The 15,630-nt window shown below is 63.2% G+C and carries 21 protein-coding genes; 11 read left to right on the top strand and 10 right to left on the bottom strand.

The window, feature by feature from the left end:
• Nucleotides 1-161: 161 nt before the first annotated feature.
• From ACFOPO_RS14970 to ACFOPO_RS14960, 3 genes are all read left to right on the top strand, one after another.
• The gene (locus ACFOPO_RS14970) at nucleotides 162-479 is read left to right on the top strand and encodes a hypothetical protein (protein ID WP_386704170.1); all 318 of its coding nucleotides are present in this window, start codon (nucleotides 162-164) and stop codon (nucleotides 477-479) included.
• A 319-nt stretch (nucleotides 480-798) separates the two neighbouring features.
• Nucleotides 799-1,239, top strand: coding sequence for a DUF4279 domain-containing protein (locus tag ACFOPO_RS14965; protein WP_386704168.1), 441 nt, complete (start codon nucleotides 799-801; stop codon nucleotides 1,237-1,239).
• A 625-nt stretch (nucleotides 1,240-1,864) separates the two neighbouring features.
• Nucleotides 1,865-2,245: a hypothetical protein gene (locus tag ACFOPO_RS14960; RefSeq protein ID WP_386704166.1), complete on the top strand. Its 381-nt coding sequence runs from the start codon at nucleotides 1,865-1,867 to the stop codon at nucleotides 2,243-2,245.
• A gap of 48 nt (nucleotides 2,246-2,293) precedes the next feature.
• On the opposite strand, the gene ACFOPO_RS14955 is transcribed toward ACFOPO_RS14960, so the two are convergent.
• Nucleotides 2,294-2,521: a DUF3653 domain-containing protein gene (locus ACFOPO_RS14955; protein WP_386704164.1), complete on the bottom strand. Its 228-nt coding sequence runs from the start codon at nucleotides 2,519-2,521 to the stop codon at nucleotides 2,294-2,296.
• A 548-nt stretch (nucleotides 2,522-3,069) separates the two neighbouring features.
• On the opposite strand from ACFOPO_RS14955, the gene ACFOPO_RS14950 reads away from it, so the two are divergent.
• Both ACFOPO_RS14950 and ACFOPO_RS14945 read left to right on the top strand, forming a co-directional pair.
• A complete protein-coding gene (locus tag ACFOPO_RS14950) occupies nucleotides 3,070-3,297 on the top strand; it encodes a DUF3653 domain-containing protein (RefSeq protein WP_386704163.1) in 228 nt (75 codons plus the stop codon).
• A gap of 34 nt (nucleotides 3,298-3,331) precedes the next feature.
• Entirely contained in the window at nucleotides 3,332-3,850 is a 519-nt protein-coding gene (locus tag ACFOPO_RS14945) for a hypothetical protein (protein WP_386704162.1), read from the top strand.
• Between the two features lie 11 nt (nucleotides 3,851-3,861).
• Here ACFOPO_RS14945 and ACFOPO_RS14940 read toward each other — a convergent pair whose 3' ends face one another.
• The 4 genes from ACFOPO_RS14940 to ACFOPO_RS14925 form a co-directional block, all read right to left on the bottom strand.
• Entirely contained in the window at nucleotides 3,862-5,109 is a 1,248-nt protein-coding gene (locus tag ACFOPO_RS14940; protein ID WP_386704161.1) for a zonular occludens toxin domain-containing protein, read from the bottom strand.
• 352 nt (nucleotides 5,110-5,461) lie between these two features.
• The gene (locus ACFOPO_RS14935) at nucleotides 5,462-5,818 is read right to left on the bottom strand and encodes a hypothetical protein (protein WP_386704159.1); all 357 of its coding nucleotides are present in this window, start codon (nucleotides 5,816-5,818) and stop codon (nucleotides 5,462-5,464) included.
• Between the two features lie 44 nt (nucleotides 5,819-5,862).
• Nucleotides 5,863-6,342: a HEAT repeat domain-containing protein gene (locus ACFOPO_RS14930; RefSeq protein ID WP_386704158.1), complete on the bottom strand. Its 480-nt coding sequence runs from the start codon at nucleotides 6,340-6,342 to the stop codon at nucleotides 5,863-5,865.
• Nucleotides 6,343-6,406: 64 nt separating this feature from the next.
• A complete protein-coding gene (locus ACFOPO_RS14925; RefSeq protein WP_386704156.1) occupies nucleotides 6,407-6,733 on the bottom strand; it encodes a hypothetical protein in 327 nt (108 codons plus the stop codon).
• Nucleotides 6,734-6,921: 188 nt separating this feature from the next.
• Between ACFOPO_RS14925 and ACFOPO_RS14920 the strand changes: the two genes are divergently transcribed.
• The gene (locus ACFOPO_RS14920) at nucleotides 6,922-9,006 is read left to right on the top strand and encodes an alkaline phosphatase D family protein (RefSeq protein WP_386704155.1); all 2,085 of its coding nucleotides are present in this window, start codon (nucleotides 6,922-6,924) and stop codon (nucleotides 9,004-9,006) included.
• 20 nt (nucleotides 9,007-9,026) lie between these two features.
• On the opposite strand, the gene ACFOPO_RS14915 is transcribed toward ACFOPO_RS14920, so the two are convergent.
• Nucleotides 9,027-9,512, bottom strand: coding sequence for a response regulator transcription factor (locus ACFOPO_RS14915; protein ID WP_386704154.1), 486 nt, complete (start codon nucleotides 9,510-9,512; stop codon nucleotides 9,027-9,029).
• 79 nt (nucleotides 9,513-9,591) lie between these two features.
• The gene (locus ACFOPO_RS14910; protein WP_386704153.1) at nucleotides 9,592-10,086 is read right to left on the bottom strand and encodes a pyridoxamine 5'-phosphate oxidase family protein; all 495 of its coding nucleotides are present in this window, start codon (nucleotides 10,084-10,086) and stop codon (nucleotides 9,592-9,594) included.
• A gap of 189 nt (nucleotides 10,087-10,275) precedes the next feature.
• Between ACFOPO_RS14910 and ACFOPO_RS14905 the strand changes: the two genes are divergently transcribed.
• The 3 genes from ACFOPO_RS14905 to ACFOPO_RS14895 all read left to right on the top strand — a co-directional run bounded on the left by ACFOPO_RS14905 (nucleotide 10,276) and on the right by ACFOPO_RS14895 (nucleotide 12,657).
• The gene (locus tag ACFOPO_RS14905; protein WP_386704152.1) at nucleotides 10,276-11,166 is read left to right on the top strand and encodes an NAD(P)/FAD-dependent oxidoreductase; all 891 of its coding nucleotides are present in this window, start codon (nucleotides 10,276-10,278) and stop codon (nucleotides 11,164-11,166) included.
• Nucleotides 11,167-11,169: 3 nt separating this feature from the next.
• A complete protein-coding gene (locus ACFOPO_RS14900; RefSeq protein ID WP_386704151.1) occupies nucleotides 11,170-12,075 on the top strand; it encodes a YihY/virulence factor BrkB family protein in 906 nt (301 codons plus the stop codon).
• Nucleotides 12,076-12,147: 72 nt separating this feature from the next.
• Complete coding sequence (locus ACFOPO_RS14895) at nucleotides 12,148-12,657, top strand: DUF4136 domain-containing protein (protein ID WP_386704149.1); 510 nt, start codon at nucleotides 12,148-12,150, stop codon at nucleotides 12,655-12,657.
• Between the two features lie 67 nt (nucleotides 12,658-12,724).
• Here the strand turns inward: ACFOPO_RS14895 and ACFOPO_RS14890 are convergent, their stop codons facing one another.
• Entirely contained in the window at nucleotides 12,725-13,150 is a 426-nt protein-coding gene (locus tag ACFOPO_RS14890; protein ID WP_386704148.1) for a hypothetical protein, read from the bottom strand.
• 238 nt (nucleotides 13,151-13,388) lie between these two features.
• Between ACFOPO_RS14890 and ACFOPO_RS14885 the strand changes: the two genes are divergently transcribed.
• On the top strand, nucleotides 13,389-13,958 hold the full coding sequence (locus tag ACFOPO_RS14885) for a hypothetical protein (RefSeq protein ID WP_386704146.1): 570 nt from the start codon (nucleotides 13,389-13,391) through the stop codon (nucleotides 13,956-13,958).
• 66 nt (nucleotides 13,959-14,024) lie between these two features.
• On the opposite strand, the gene ACFOPO_RS14880 is transcribed toward ACFOPO_RS14885, so the two are convergent.
• Entirely contained in the window at nucleotides 14,025-14,423 is a 399-nt protein-coding gene (locus tag ACFOPO_RS14880; protein WP_386704144.1) for a hypothetical protein, read from the bottom strand.
• Nucleotides 14,424-14,504: 81 nt separating this feature from the next.
• The gene (locus ACFOPO_RS14875) at nucleotides 14,505-14,894 is read right to left on the bottom strand and encodes a VOC family protein (protein WP_386704143.1); all 390 of its coding nucleotides are present in this window, start codon (nucleotides 14,892-14,894) and stop codon (nucleotides 14,505-14,507) included.
• A gap of 263 nt (nucleotides 14,895-15,157) precedes the next feature.
• Between ACFOPO_RS14875 and ACFOPO_RS14870 the strand changes: the two genes are divergently transcribed.
• Nucleotides 15,158-15,622 carry an EF-hand domain-containing protein gene (locus ACFOPO_RS14870; RefSeq protein ID WP_386704141.1) on the top strand — a complete coding sequence of 155 codons (465 nt, stop codon included), beginning with the start codon at nucleotides 15,158-15,160 and terminating at the stop codon, nucleotides 15,620-15,622.
• Nucleotides 15,623-15,630 lie beyond the last annotated feature (8 nt).

Below are 15,630 nucleotides of genomic sequence, written 5' to 3'. Positions count from 1 at the left end.
GCTTTCCGTGTAACAGATCCTTGCCCGGTACTTCATCTGCAACACTCCCGCTGCCTAGGCAGCTCTCAGTGTGTTGCATCGACCGGTTGAAACCGCAACCCAAAGCGGACACTCACGTTCCGCGCGCATAACTGCCAGCCGAATCACGGGAAAGTCGATTAATGGTTTCGAACGAGTGGTACGCCATCATCGCCTATCGGGACTTCCACGATGTTCCGCGTTACGTGCTTGCAGCCAATGAGGCTGGGGACGCGTTCTGGATACTGGACGCCGGCTTTGATGACACGGTTGACGAGTACTCGTCCATCTATACGATTCATGGCGCAGGCAGCATGCTTGACGAGGCAATGGCGACCTTTGAGTCGCACGCCGTCAGGGCAATTTCACTTCCTGCGCTAGGGTGCGTTCCGATCGCGCAAGTTCAGTTCGATGAAACGCGGCGGGACGCATTGAAGCTGACGAGTCAACCGATCAAATGAGATTGCCAATGTCCGCTTTTGGCCGAAAGCGGACGTTGAGCTAGTCCTTGAACATTCGGGCGTGGCGCCAAAGCCAGCGGTCCAGCTGGGGACCAAATCGGCCCCCGGTGTCGTGTGGTATCGGTTTAGGCCGCGTGGGCCGGTCGAGAAGGGCCTACAGGTGCGAACAGGCTACGCAAAGCCGCATCAACCACTTCGCATAATGCATATCGGCAAGCCTGATTTCGGGGTAGGGTAAGTCCGCTTTCGACCCAAAGCGGACATCCGCCTTGCAGATGCGATTGGACCGCGTGGCACTTCGGCCAAACCTCAGAACCAGATGACCTGTCTCGAAACCTACGCCACTCTCCGCGTCTTCTCCCAGACAACGCACCCGGTAGAAATCGGCCGCGTCCTGGGCATCGAAGCCACTCGGATCAGCCCAATCGATTCGGAGTCGAAGTATCGAAACCGCCGGGAAAATCACTTCTGGGCATGGAGTAGTGACAACATCGTGCAGTCGCTCGACGGTCTGGAACATGTCCGAGCAGTCATTTCACTGCTACAGGACAAGGAAACCGAACTAGCGCAGCTTCGCGAAGCCGGTTGCGACATTGACGTCTGCTGTTACTGGGTCTCTTCCGGACAGGGTGGGCCATTCCTCGACAATCACGCCCTCACGGGCCTTGCTCGTCTGGGGCTAGAGATTTGGTGGGATGTCTACTTTGGAAAAGAAGAGGACTACGAAAAAGATCCCGCGGGTGCGGCCGAAACCGCCTGACAGGCCATGCTCGCGAATGTCCGCTTCTGGCCGATAGCGGACGCTCGGCTGGATCCACCGCCGGGGGCGGTGCTAACGTCCGCTTTCGACCCAAAGCTGACAGACTGCCGACTATTCCGTAGCACCAACGAGGGGCGGGCATGATGTTTGGATTGGCATTGGCCGCCGTGCTTGGCCTTTGGGCGCCTGGCCTTGCGCTCGTTGGGGAGGCGCTTGCTGGATCGACGCGGGACGATCCCGCTAGCGGGCCGCTGCTCACTCGGGAGGAAGGCCTAGCTATTGCGAGGAAAGCAGCCGAAGCTCACGGATACGATCTCGCGCGCTACAAGTTGGACACTTTCCCTCTGTCGCTTTCCGAGGATGGAAGCGAGTGGTCCTTCTACTATCACTGCACGCCGCTGCCGCCACCCGGTTGCTTTTTCAGCGTCAGGGTAGACCGTAGAACGGGCGCCACGCGGGTTTTCCGGGGCGAATAAGCTTATGACCGGTCCTGGCCGATAGCGGACATTGGGGCTATCTGGGCGTCGTGACCGGTGCTAACGTCAGCTTCCGACCCATTGCGGTCATTGAGTCGCAGGGCCAGTTCGGCCGCCGGGGCGGCCCTAACGTCCGCAGAAAATCAATCATGAGTCCGACGCTTGTAGCCACACTGATGGTGACGATTGCCATTACGCCAACGCCGGTCGGCGCGTCGCAATGCGTTCTCCCGCCTGCCGACGGCAGCGACGTGATTCCTTCACCCGCAACCCTGGTGGGTACGATCCAGAGTACGCAGGCCGGGCATCTGTGGGTATTACCGCGAAGCGATGAAAAGGCCCAACGTGTCGATCTGGTCAAATCCACGGACATCTTCACGGTTTATGGCAGCGGCTTTGAAGACCGGCTTCGCTCTGGCCTCAAGGTCCGCATCTGGTTCGTCGATTGCGTGATCCCTAAGCACGGAGTGCCGGTGGCCGCAGTAGTGGAAGTCTGTCCCATCGCTACTGATCCCTGTCCGACTGAGTAAGGTCCACAGGGGCGTCCGTCCGCTTCTGGCCGTTAGCGGACATTAGATCTAGTCCGCGAACATTCGGGCATGCCGCCAGAGCCAGCGGTCCAGCTGATGCGGGGCAATCCATTCGCCGCCAGGGGCGACCAATCGGGCACCGGCTAAGCGCCAGCCGGCCCAAGGCCCGTTGAGAGATTGGAGGTTGTAGACCACTTGTTGGTGGTGTCTTGCGGCGCATTCGTTTGGGCACTTGGTTCCGCGCTTCCAGCACGGCGGCCTGAGTTCGTCGGTCATGGATCCCCCAGAAACGAGCCGGGGACCCAATAGGTCCCCGGAGTGTGCAGGTATCGGATTAGGCCGTTATAACGGGTCGGGAAGGGCCGACTCGGGGCGCCCGAAGCACTGCTTTGCGCCTTGAAGCATAACCAGCGAGGCGTAGTTCCATTTTGTCGCGCCACATCAAGCCACGCAGGCGCTCGATGGTCATGCGCTGGCCGTCCTCAGAAACCAGATGGCGGCCTCTCAGCCGCCATCCGTACCAGTCGCCATCGAAATCGATGTTCATGCAGGCACCCCCTGTGCCAATTGCCATTTCAACGGGGATAGGTATCGGCCAGGACGGCGTAGGCTTCTGTAGGGGAAGCCCGCACCAGACGGTAGGCCAGCCATATGGCCAGTATCAGCAAGGTGGACATAATATGCATTATGCGAAGTGGTTGATGCGGGCTTTGCGCGATCTGCTGCGGCCTGTAGGCCCTTCCCGACTGGCTCACGCGGCCTAAACCTACAGTTCTAACCACCGGGGACCGATAAGGTCCCCGGCTCGTTTCCGGGGGGAATCCATGACTAACGAACTGAGGCCGCCATGCTGGCAGCCCGGCAGCGCTTGCCCAAACGATTGCGCGCTCCGTCACCACCAACAAGTCGTCTACAACCACACGGCGCTCCATGGGCCTTGGGCCGGCTGGCGCATGGCCGGCGCCCGATTGGTCGCACCTGGCGGCGAATGGATTGCGCCGCACCAACTGGACCGTTGGCTGTGGAGGCACGCCCGAATGTTTGAACGCTGATACTCTCCCGAAATCTCAGTGCCGGGGGGGCGCCATGTGCTATCTCAACTTTGAACTCTTGCTCAAGTATCTGAACGCCACGTGGTCTTGGGTGACGCTGGCCGCTGGCGCCCTGTACTTCTTCCGCCGTGAAATTCGCGCAGTGCTTAAGCGCCTCGCCGAATCCGACAAAGTGAGCATCGCTGGCGTGAGCTTCGAAGCCAAGGGGCAGCCGGAGTTTGAACAGGTCAAATCCGCGCCGCCTACAGCGCCGGTGAAATCCTCGGCCCCGTCTGCGCTAGACAGGCCGCCGCAACACAAGATTGTTGGCATGCACCTCACTGGCCGGGTACAAATGGATGACTTTCACTACGAAAAGTGTAGCTTCCAAGACGCCATTCTTGAATACGCCGGCACAGCACCGGTTTCCATCGTGAACTGCAACTTCAACGGCAGTATTCAATGGAACTTTAAGGGCAGCGCAGCAATGACGCTTGCGCTCATGAAAGCGCTGTACCACGGCGGATTCGAACAGTCCATGGAGCTTACGTTCGCCGACATCCGTTCCAAGTAGGAAGGCAGTAATCAGTTGGCGGAATCGACGTGCCGAGCTGCGATGTCGCCATAGCCGCTGACCTGCGGCGCGCTGATCGTTGCACCGGATGAAGGAGCGCCCGCAGCAGCGGGCATAGCCGTAGGGGGCTCGCCCCCTACACCCCCAGACTCCGCGAGCCTTGCACGTTGGCTCACTTCGTCCATGCGGTGCATGTTGCCCTTGTTGGTGTCGAGGAACGGCTCGTACTGGCCGTCCTTGGCGATCATCAGGCAGCGGTTGGTCTCGATAACGTACTTGGTGCCCTGCTCCGTCAAGCACGAGCAGCTTTGTTCGGGCGCCTCGCCGGATGCCATGCAGAACACGCGTGGCGGTTGTCCTGGCACCTGCAACCCGTCATAGGCGGCAGCGGTCCAAGGTTGCCCGCCGATGCGCGGCGTAATCCATGCGACGTAATCCTTTTCCCTGAGTGCGCGTGAGGATGCGCCCCCGGCGACCTCAGCCGTCGCTACCGCTCCGTCCTCGGCCACCGTGGGCTTTGCGGTCACTGCTCTTGCGGTCTGTGCTTCTCCGCCGAGCTTCGCCTTCACGTCGTTCATCGCGTAGACCGCGCCACCAACGATAGCGAGCAGCAAGCAGGCCGCCGCCGGGTAGTACCAAGGGATACGGCGTTCGGTAGTGTCGAGCACCGTGGATTCATAGAGGCCCATGGGACGCTTTGGCAGTCGCACGCGCTTGAGGATCAGCGGGAATCCCTTTTCCGGGTTCCGCTCAAAGCGATCGAAGATCCGCAGATGCGCGAACGGCAGGCCAAAGCGGCGGCGCACATGGACGTGGCGCTCGATGAGGTCATGCACGAACTCGTCAACCTGCTTGGCCGGCGACTGCGACACGAAGATGAAATCTAGACCCTTGTGGCGATGCTTCGCCAGCTGCTGCACGTGCAGCGGCACCTTCGACCCGGCTGGGCGCTTTGGCAGCATTTCGTGTTCGTAGGCTTCGTCGACGAGCGCTACGGCACCATCAGGCAGGAAATTCATCCAGTCGCAAAACTGCTCCGGCGACATGGGCAACACGCGGGCCTTTTCGTGCTGGAAACCTCGCACGTTGCAGACGTAGACCAAGCGGCCCTGATCGCGGAAGTATAGGGCCTGATCGATCGCGTGGAGGGTCTTGCCGTGTCCTGGCTGACCTGTGAACCAGCACCTGCCGGCAGCGCGTGTGCCGAGGCCGGCGGCGACGGCAAGCCCTGTGGTCTGTGATGGCTTGCGAAAGAACATAACCGCCGCGAGTCTGCCCCAAACTGGGGATTGTGGCGAGGCCTTACGGCTCCGATCGCGCAGACGAGAGGCGGAGACCGACCACCCCAACCCTTCGCAGCAATCTCTTCAAACGGTCGGCATCCAAGTCATCGTCGGCGAGAACGATAAGCGGCTCACCGCCAAGGAATGCCTCGACGCAGCGCTTTGCCTCGGGCAGCGCGACTGCGTTTTTGTTTCTGACCAACTCAATCAATGAGACAACCTGGATACCTGGGCGCCAAGTTGCGCACGAAATCGCGATCATCGCGTCAGCTCCCATGCCATGCACGCCTCGCCTGTCATTGCCTGCTCGTCCGCTTTCGCCCAGGTCTCAAAGTGGCGGTCGACCATGGAATTCAACGAACAGTTCCTTGAGATTCTCAGGGACATGTTGCCAGCCGACCCGCGCGGCATCTGTGCCGTGGGGCCAGAAGAGGCTCTCTACGTAATAGACATCCATGTACTCCAGTTCGACCGGGGAGCAATTCGCCAATCGCTTCGACATGAAGGCCAGGTACTCGACGGCGCGTTCCGTGTTGCCTTCGGAGAACGCGTCAGTTGTCGCCCTGGCGAATTCCTCCATGCGAGATGTCGTCATGTAGTCGTCGTGACATTCCATTCTGGCGCGAACTTCCGGAAAAGCGGTCAAGATTTCCGCCAGGAAGGTGTTTATGATTTCGAGATCCATGGTGCCCCCTTCCTTGAGTCGCTGGTCATGAATGCTGACCTCGACTAATCATCTCCCAACCCGAAGTCCCCGATTCGAACGGCCCCTCGCGAAATCAGATCGGCCATCAGCAACAGGTAGCCGCCGCGCCCTCCAAACTCAACAACGTAACGTTCGCCGAGTTGCTGGTTGATGCGATAGATCGCTTCAAGCGCATCGCCACGAAAGTAATCCAGCTCCCCCTCGTCCCGGAGGATGCGTTCCAGGCATGGAAGCGCCTCGGGGTCGCGGATGTAGCCCAGTGCACTCACGGCGTACCTGCGGTACTTCATGTCCGAATGCGTTACGGCCTCGCAAATCGCGGGAACCATGGCGGGGCCGCGCTTGATCAGCGGGTCGTCCAGCTCGGGCTCGTGGTCGCCCAGGTCGTAGAACGCATGCCACGTGCCTGCAAACGACGCACCTCCTGTCCGGTAGGCGACTTCACCGGCGAAGCAAGGTTGGGCCACGAGCAAAGCCACAATCAGGATCAAGGCATGTCGCATCTGGTCTCCCCTCGTTGCTCAGCAACTACATCGAACGACCGTGATCGGCCAAATGCGCACATTCCTACTGACGCGGCGGCAACCTCGCCGCCACTGGCGCCAGGACTATCCTGCCAAGATCGCCCCCCGGCGTCTCCTTGATCGTCACCGGGGCGTACCCTTCGCAGGCAATCGTGATCGTCACGGCTCGAAAGCCCACCGCATAACCTTCGTCGAAGCGCGGCGCATCGAACGCACCGGACACTCGCCTTCCTCGACTTTCGAACTCGTACGTGCAGTTCCTCAACGGCTGCCCATCCTGTGCAGCGACCGTGCCACTGAAGGCCATGTGCCTGTCGCAGCCGGCCAAGGCCGAGACTCCGAGCAGCAGGATTGAAAGCCACTTGCTCATGATCTTCGGGGAACGCCCATATCCGCCTTGGGTCGGAAGCGGACGTTAGCACCGGTCCCGGCGCTCAGGTAGACCAGATGGCCCTATCGGCCGATCTGGCTTCACCGCGGTACTTCCGGCACGTTCACCGGCTCATGTTCCAGGTCTAGCGTTGCCGCCTATCGACTCCGCAGAACGGGTGGGCCGACATGCCGACACTCAGCCGTCGCAAGTTCCTGCAGCTCGCCACCGCGATGGGCGCGACCCTGGCGTGGGGATGCTCGACCGTGCGTCCCTCTTCCAGTGGCTGGCGCGAGCGTCGCGACGTGTTTCCGCAAGGCGTCGCCTCGGGCGATCCCGATGCCAACAGCGTCCTTCTCTGGACACGGCGCCCCTATGACGACGGACGCGAGCGCGCCATGCTGCTGGTTGAAGTGGCGCAAGACCGTGCTTTCACCCGCGTGATCGCGACCACGGCGGCGCCGGTGCTGGCCGAGGCCGACTGGACCTGTCGCGTGCTGGTCGGTGACCTGCCGCCGGCCGGCGAATACTGGTACCGCTTTGTCGATGAGGAAGGCAACGGCAGCCGCATCGGCCGGACGCTGACGGCGCCCTCGCCCGACGATCCGCGACCGGCGCGCTTTGCCTTCGTCAGTTGCCAGACCATTTGCGAAGGCGCCCAGAACGCCTATCGGAGGATGATCTGGGAAGACGAGCGCGCCGCCCCCGAGGACAGGCTCGGCTTTGTGCTGCACCTGGGTGATTTCGTCTACGAAGTCGTGCAGTACCCGGACCAGGTCAAGGACGGTCATCGCTACGACCGCCTCATCAAGTTTCCGATCAAGTTTCCGAAGGGCAAGGTGGTCGCCCAGAACCGCTTCTGGGTACCGGACTCGCTGGAGGACTATCGCGTCCTCTACCACGCCTACCTGCAGGACCCCGACATCCAGGATGCGCGTGCGCGCTGGCCGTTCGTGGCGATGTGGGACAACCACGAGTTCTCATGGCAGGGCTGGCAGTCGATCCAGGAGTTCCCTGGCGGCGAAGGCTGGGTCCCGGCGCAAACGCTCAAGGTCGCGGCGAACCAGGCCTGGTTCGAGTACCAGCCCGCGCGGGTCTTGCCACCGGGGTCGAAGCTGGACGCGTTCAACGCGCCGCATGTCGCCGACACGCTGGTCAAGGATTTCGACGACGACGGACTGGGGACGGAAGCCAACAATCTCGCTGCGATCAACAGCCTGATTGCATACCGTGCCTTGCGCTGGGGCCGGCACATCGATCTGATCATCACCGACCAGAGAAGCTTCCGCTCGCGCGACCCCGGCAACCACGACGAAATCAACCCGCTGTTCGAAGGCGACACGCTGGGTTTCGTCCCCGAGGAGTTGATGCGACAACTCGATGGCGGCCGCGACTATGCCAATGGCCATCCGCCGAAGACGTTGTCATTCGGCGCCAGGAGCGTCGCCAACTACCGCGCCGGCGACGCCGCACAGACGATGCTGGGAGCTAAGCAGAAGGCCTGGTTCCTCGAGCGCCTGCGCAGCGCGACGGCCACCTGGAAGATCTGGGGCAATTCGCTGGGAACCCCCGATTGGCGCGTTGATCCGCAGAATCTCCCGACCGGGCTGGGCAAGTACCCCGAGGGCGCGGGCTTTGCCATCCTGGCCACCGGCGACTGGGGTTGCACCTACCACGAACGCGCCGAGATCTTCGACGCGGTGCGCGATGCCGGTATCACCGGTTTCGCCATCGTGTCCGGCGACCGCCACAGCTTCTGGGCGGGCTACGCGGCCAAGGCCTTGCCGCCTGCGGCGTTCGAACCCGTGGGCGTCACCTTCGTGACCGGCTCGATCTCTGCCCCGGGCATGGCCGAAGCCAACGAGCACAACCAGAAGAAGGAATATCCGTTGCGCCCGTTGTACGTCGCCAATCCCGGTGGCGGCTCACCGCAGCCTACCGCCAACCTGCTGTTGCACCACGGCGTGCGCTCGGCGCTGGAGTTTGCCAGCAGTGGCGACCTGCAGAAGGCACACGCGGTCAGCAATCCCGACCTGGCCCCGCACCTGTCCTTCGTCGACATGGGCGGCCACGGCTACGCCGTCGTTCGGGTCGACGCCAGCACGATGACAACCGACTTCGTCTGCATCCCGCGACCCATCGAACGCAGCCCCGGTGCGGACGGCGGACCCCTGCGGTATCGCGTCCGCCATCAGGTGCCGCTCTGGCAGGCAGGCGAACAGCCACGGATGCAGCAGACCATCCTGGAAGGCGATGCCGGACTGGCTGTGTGACCAGAGCGTTGAAGCAACCCCTAGAGGGTGGTTGCCCCTGTCACGACGGAACCAGCCTCACGATCAAGAGCGAACGCGGCTACTGGAAGCACGAGGCTCGCAGCCGCCTCGCGGCCACGCTGGATCAGTTCGGCGACGCGTCGTTGCAGTTCCGCCGGGGCGAACGGCTTGGTGAGGTAGTCGTCAGCGCCCGCTTCCAGCGCGCATACCTTGTCCGCCCAGGCTTCATGCGCAGTAAGCATCAGGATTGAGGGCCTGCCAGCCTGGCCGCGGGCGATCCGGCGGCACACTTCGATGCCGTCCATCCGAGGCAGGGATCGGTCCAGGATCACGAGGTCATAGCTTCGCCCGTCCAGCCTCTCGAGCGCCGCGAGTCCGTCGCTCGCCAGGTCGACGTCATAGCCGACACGCTCGAGGCACTCGCTGATCAACTCAGCAATGGTCGGATGGTCCTCGACCACCAGGATCAGTCCGCCGAGAACCAACTGGCCTTCCGCAACCGCCATACAACCCCTCCCCCTTCCGAAACAGCGGCAACGGTGGCGGCAACAGGGTGAAGGCGGTGTGGATATGGAGCTACCGGCATCACTGATTCGTGCGCAGGTCCACCTTTGCCACCTTGTCCTGGTAGTCCTTCTTGGGATCCATGCCCATGAGCATCTTGACCCCGGCGAGCAGGTTGTTCTCGTTGAGCCACACCTCGCCCTCGTCGGGATCCAGCCTCAGCAACGCGAGTTTGGGATCGTTCTTCCCTTCGTACCAGGCGGCGACGAACGGGTTCCACAAACGCTCGACCACCGTCGGATCGGTGTCGACGCTCAACTCTCCGCCGATGCTGGCGAACAGCGAATGTCCCTTTGCGGCGAACGCAGCAATCGCGCGACGGGGCGCGGTCACCTGCTTCACCAGCATGTTGTCGGTGGACGTGAAGAACCAGATCGGCCCGCGACTCTCGTTCTCGAGCTGCGCCGTCATGGGCCGCGTGTGCCCTTCCTCCAGGCCGTCCACGCCAAGCATCATGGTCATGTCGGACTTCAGCGCTTCCCAGAACTTCTGTTCGAGGTCTTCGGGCTTGGTCATTTCGCTTCTCCATCCATCTGCTGGTTGATGCAAATCGAATCTGGGGTCGCGGTACTAAAGGCGGTGTGAAAGTAGCGCTCATGCAGCGTCATGCAGGCGATCGCTCGACACCTCATTCACCTCCTCGACGCCAACATCACCCTCGGACCTCCATGGAGTTGATGCCATGTCGACAGATCTGGCGCTGCCGTGACCGACATCGTCGACTGCATCGTCGTCGGCGGCGGGCCGGCCGGACTGACCGCGGCCACCTACCTGGCGCGCTATCGCCGCTCCATCGTCGTTTTCGATCATGGCCAGTCGCGTGCCGTCTGGATTCCGACAAGTCATAACTGTCCTGGCTTTCCCGATGGCGTCGGCGGACCCGAGCTGCTCGCGCGGATGCGTCGGCAGGCGACGTCCTTCGGCGTGCACACGGTGGACGAAGCAGTCGAGACCCTGCAGCGCGAGAAGGACCACTTCGTTGTCGGCCACGGCGGCGGCGCGACGCGCGCCTGGAACGTGATCCTGGCCACCGGTTGCGAGGACGTCATGCCGGAGATGGACGGGCTGAAAGCCGCCATCGAATGCGGTGCCATGCGCCTGTGTGCAATCTGCGACGCCTTCGAAGCCATCGACCAGGAGATCGCTGTGTATGGGCCCATGGAGCATGCCGCATCGCATGCCCGCTTCCTGCGCACGTATTCGCGCCGGCTGGTCATGATTCCTTCCCGCGAGCCGCGCAGCGAGGACGCCGGCCAGGAACTTGAGCGCTGTGGGATCGAAGTAACCCTGCCGGCCGGAGTGCCACGCTTCGACGGCGAGCGCTGCCATTTCGACATCGACGGAAACACCCGCAGCTTCGACGTTGTCTATCCCTCGATGGGACTGATTTCGCGCTCCAGCCTGGCCACGGATGCCGGCGCGAAATGCGATGAGGAAGGAGCACTTATCACCGACCGGCATCTGATGACGTCGATCGAGGGGCTCTACGCCATCGGCGATGTTGTCAGCGGGCTCAACCAGATCTCCGTCGCGACGGGGCACGCCGCCATTGCCGCCACCGCCGTGCACAACCGCCTGCAGCCCAACGCCTGCTGAGCCATGACCGACCCCACATCACCGCGACCGTTGCCCGGCCAGCAAGGCCAGTCACTGCGGCGGCCGGCGGTGGAAGCATTCGTCCGCCGCGCCCGCGGCAGCCTGCCTGTCGCCCTGGCCCAGCGCTTCATCGACACCGACCTGATGTCGCAGGCCGCCGCGCTGGCGCTCTACGCGGTCCTGTCGCTGGCCCCGCTGCTGCTGATCCTGGTGTGGCTGACGAGCGCCCTGCTCCCCGGCGCGCAGGAAGCGCTGATGGACCAGATCGGCACCCTCGCCGGCCATGAGGCCGAACAGATCGCCCGGACCATCATCGACAACGCCGAGGCCAGGCCCGATACCGGGTCCATCGCCGGCTGGTGGAGCGCGGCGCTGTTGCTGGTCGGCGCCACGGCAGTGTTCGCGCAACTCCAGGACGTGCTGAACCGGATCTTCCGCACCGACGCCACGCGCCTCTCAAGCGTGGTGGCGTGGTTGAGAAAGCGGGTTTTCTCGCTGGGGCTGGTGTTTGCCATGGGCTTCCTGCTGCTGGTGTCGATGACCGTCAGTACCGCCCTGCAACTGGCGTTCTCGCGCTACGAGTGGGCACTGCCGGCACTGCTCAATGTCACCACCTGGCTCATCTACACGCTCTCGTTCGCGCTGATGTACCACTACCTGCCCGACCGTCGCGTGGGCTGGAAGCGCGCCCTCGGTGGCGGTGCCGCCACGGCCGTCCTGTTCGTGCTCGGCCGCAACGCCATTGGCTGGTACCTGGAGCGCGCCAACCCCGGCTCGGCCTACGGGTCCATGGGCGCCCTGTTGCTGGCCCTGGTATGGATCTACTACGCGTCGTTGATCGTCTTCGTCGGCGCCTTGTTCACGGCCGTCATCGACGAGCGGGCACTGGCGCGCAGGAAGGCCGCATAGGGTTGGTGGCGCGGCGCCCTGAAGTATGTAAGCTGGCGCCTGCTCGACCCAACCAACCGTTCTGGAGGCTACATGATGAAGGCTCTGGTTCCGTTTCTTGCGCTGGTTTCCTTCGCCGTTGCTGCCGCATCGCCGGAGGTCACCACCAAAGCCGACAAGTCGGCGAACTTCTCCACGTACAAGACGTACTACTGGATAGTGCAACCCGGTGATGCTTCGTCCGAGACGCAACAGCGCTTCGTCGAAGGTATCGATGCGCGGTTGAAAGCCAAGGGCTGGACGCGTGCGGACCGCGGCGACGTCGCCGTTGCCGTGAATGTGTCGACGGCCCGCAAGTACAAGCCCAATGCCAGGGGCGGCGTCGGCTTCTCCGGCGCGCCGGGGGGCAGCGACACGATCACGATGCAGCAGCTCGAGGTCAGTACGGTCGTGGTCGACATGTTCGACGCCAAGGCGCAGCGGGCGATCTGGAGCGGCATCGCCACCGGGCCGATACCCCGCGCGGCCGACAAGGCCGGGGCCGAGATCGACAAGGGCCTGGACAAGATGTTCGCCGACTTCCCGCCCAGCGCGGGGACCTGACGGCACTCAACCGCCGGGTGGGGAGCAACCTCGCTCCCCATCCGCCGGCCTGGTCAGCCTTTCTCGGTCAGCCTTTCTCAGTCAGGATGAGCGGGAAGTAGCGCGACACGAAGAACAGATACACCAGCCACAGCGCAAACCAGGCCGACGCCACGACCAGCAGCTTGACCGTGAAGAGGATCAGGCTCGGCGCCAGGAACAACAGCACGCATCCGAGCAACCACAGGCGGTCTGCCCGCCGCGAGTACTCGGCGCGCTCGCCATCCTTGATCCGTCCGCCCAGCGACGCGCCGTAGTAGTAGAAGGACGAGAACGCGAACGAGAACGTCGCCACCCCCATCACGATCAGCGTGATCTGGAACGGCCAGGGGTTCACCTCGCCACTGCTGAACCTGGGGTACAGGAAGAACAGCAGGAATGTGAAAATCGCGATGCTCGATGCCGCCAGCTGGTATGAGCGGTTGACATTCGCCGCGGCAAGTTCGTCAGCCATGTGGTCTCTCCTTGCCCTGCCTGGTTGATGGGAATGCGCGCTCGGCAGCAGGATTTATAGGCCCGATCCCGCATTGCCGGTAGTTCGCTGGGCGGAAATGCGTTGTTGAGCAAAGCGAATCAATGCGGGGCCCGGGCAAAACCCGTGCCGGGACGGCCGCCGGTGGCCTGTCGTTGCGTTTGGCTCTATGACGCTGGGTTGGCGCCGCCAACCCCCGCTATCGATCGGGAGAGAAACGATGACCAGGTGGGTGACGCTGGGATGCATCGCGGCCTTGGGCTGCTGCCATGCAACATTGCTGCATGCGCAGGCCGCGACGACGACGCCGACGCCGGCAGCAGCGGCGGCCACGGCCCCTGCGCCTGCTCCCGCAGCTGCCCCTGCTCCCAAGAACGATCGCCTGGTACTGGCGGACAACGAGTCGTTCCTGATGCCGCTGGACGACATGAAGAATGTCCATCCGAGCTACCCGCAGGATCTGCTCGCCCGCCACCTGCCCCCGCGCACCGTGTGCCTGAGGGTGGGCATCGACGAGAAGGGCGCCGTTACCGTGGTGGCCAGGGCGCCGGCCTCGGAGTTCTGTGCCACGAGCGCGGAGCCCGAGTTCCTGGCCGTGTCGGAAGCGGCTGCAAAGACCTGGAAGTTCGACCCGGCGCTGCGCTGCGTCTTTCGCAACGTGAAGGACAAGGAACTGGCCGTGGCCAGCTGCGCTGGCGGGAAGAGCATCCCGCAGCCGGTAACGCTGGTGTATCGCTTCCGCTTCGAACAGGTCGACGGAAAGCCGCAGGTGCATGTGATCGGCGGATGACCGGGGCGGCCTCGCTGCCCGACTGTAAACTTCCTGCAGCTGGGACAGCGCAGGCCCCGATTGCCGTTACTGGCTCAGCCACCACCGTGTGCGCTCGACTGCCAGCCCCTGGCGGCGGCCGGCATCCACGAACGGCTTGAGTCTCAACTCGGCGGTGCGCTTGCTGCTGTAGTCCGTGACGCACGTGGCGCTGCTCAAGCGCCCATCCGGCACGTTGTAAACGCGGGCAACCCAGGTCGAGAAAGCCTGTGCATCCAGGGTCACCGGTCGCGTGAGCGCATCGATCCTGCCAGGAGCGGTTGCGTAGAGCGTCTTGTTGACTTCATCCATCACCGCGCAGGCCGCATAGGCGCGCGTGGTTTCGGGTTGCTTCGGGTCGGTCTCCGCGGCGGACACGGGGTGTACTGCAAGGGTGATGCCGGCAGTCAAAGCCAAGAGCACGAGATTCTCGCGAAAACGATCCATCGCTTCCTCCTTGATGGCCCGCCGCAGGGCGGACCGGCAGCCGGACTCTATCAGGTGTCGCCCAGGGCCCGCAGACGGGGCTCAGCTCGCCCCCAGCGCACTGATGTGGACGTAGTAGCCGTCAGGGTCGCGTAGCGAGAACTCCAGGGTTTGCGTGCCCGGATTGAGGTGCGGCTCCTCGTCCAGCTGAAGCTTGAGCTCCTTTGCCCTGGCCAGGGTCTCGTCGAAGTCGTCGACGCGAAGGAACAGGAGAAGCCCGTTCCCGGGCTGCCCATTGCCGGGACTCGATAACGACGGGTGGTCATGTTCACCCCAGCTGTGGAGGCACAGGAGTACGGTGCCATCTGTGTCCAGGACCTGGCCGAAGTAATCGTGCGCAGGGCCGTTTTCGGGCAACCCCAGCAGGCGCTGGTACCACCTCAGGCTGCTGAACACGTCGCGCACCGCGACGATGGTCCATGTGCGTCTCATGGCGTTTCTCCTGCGGCCCTCCCCGGTCGGGTCAGCCGCGAGCGTCCCGAGCTTATTCCGCCCGGTCGTGGCCAACAAGCCATGCGCCTTTGTATCGGAACGTACCTGCCGCCGGGACGGCCACGCGCTGTTACACACCCGCTGCGGCCGCGACACATGCCCGATACCTCGTCGGCCTTAACTGTTTCCTGTCCGCGAAAACGTTCCAGACCGCGCGACAAAACACTTTGCGGCGGTGCCGCGTCCCTATCGGAGTTACCTCAATGTCCAAGAACAACACCCGCGGCCCGGCCGGAATGCTCGGCGTCGCCCTGGCCGGTCTCGTCCTGAGTGGCAGCACATTCGCCATGCAGCCGCTTGCCCAGGGCTACATGCTGGCCGCCAGCCATGCCGCAGCGGAAGGCAAGTGCGGTGAAGGCAAGTGCGGCGCCGATTCTGCCGCGAAGCCCGCCACCAGCGCGGCCGCGAAGAAGACGGCCGAAGGCAAGTGCGGTGAGGGTCAGTGCGGCGACGCCCGCTTCGCCGCCGCCGACACCAACCATGACGGACTCGTCTCCCGCGCGGAGTTCGTCGCCGTGGTTCCCGGTGGCGAGGCGGTCTTCAAGTCGAAGGACCCCAATGGTGATGGCTTCATCTCCGAGCAGGAGGCCTACAACAACGTGAAGTCGGCCTATGACGCCAACGGCAAGACGATGCCGCGCGGCCTGTTCGCCGACATCCCCGAATAACCCGCGGA

Source organism: Lysobacter sp. GCM10012299 (assembly GCF_042649405.1).
Classification (GTDB): domain Bacteria; phylum Pseudomonadota; class Gammaproteobacteria; order Xanthomonadales; family Xanthomonadaceae; genus Lysobacter_J.
Note: the sequence above shows the minus strand (reverse complement) of the source record. Positions and strands in the feature narration are given on the sequence as shown.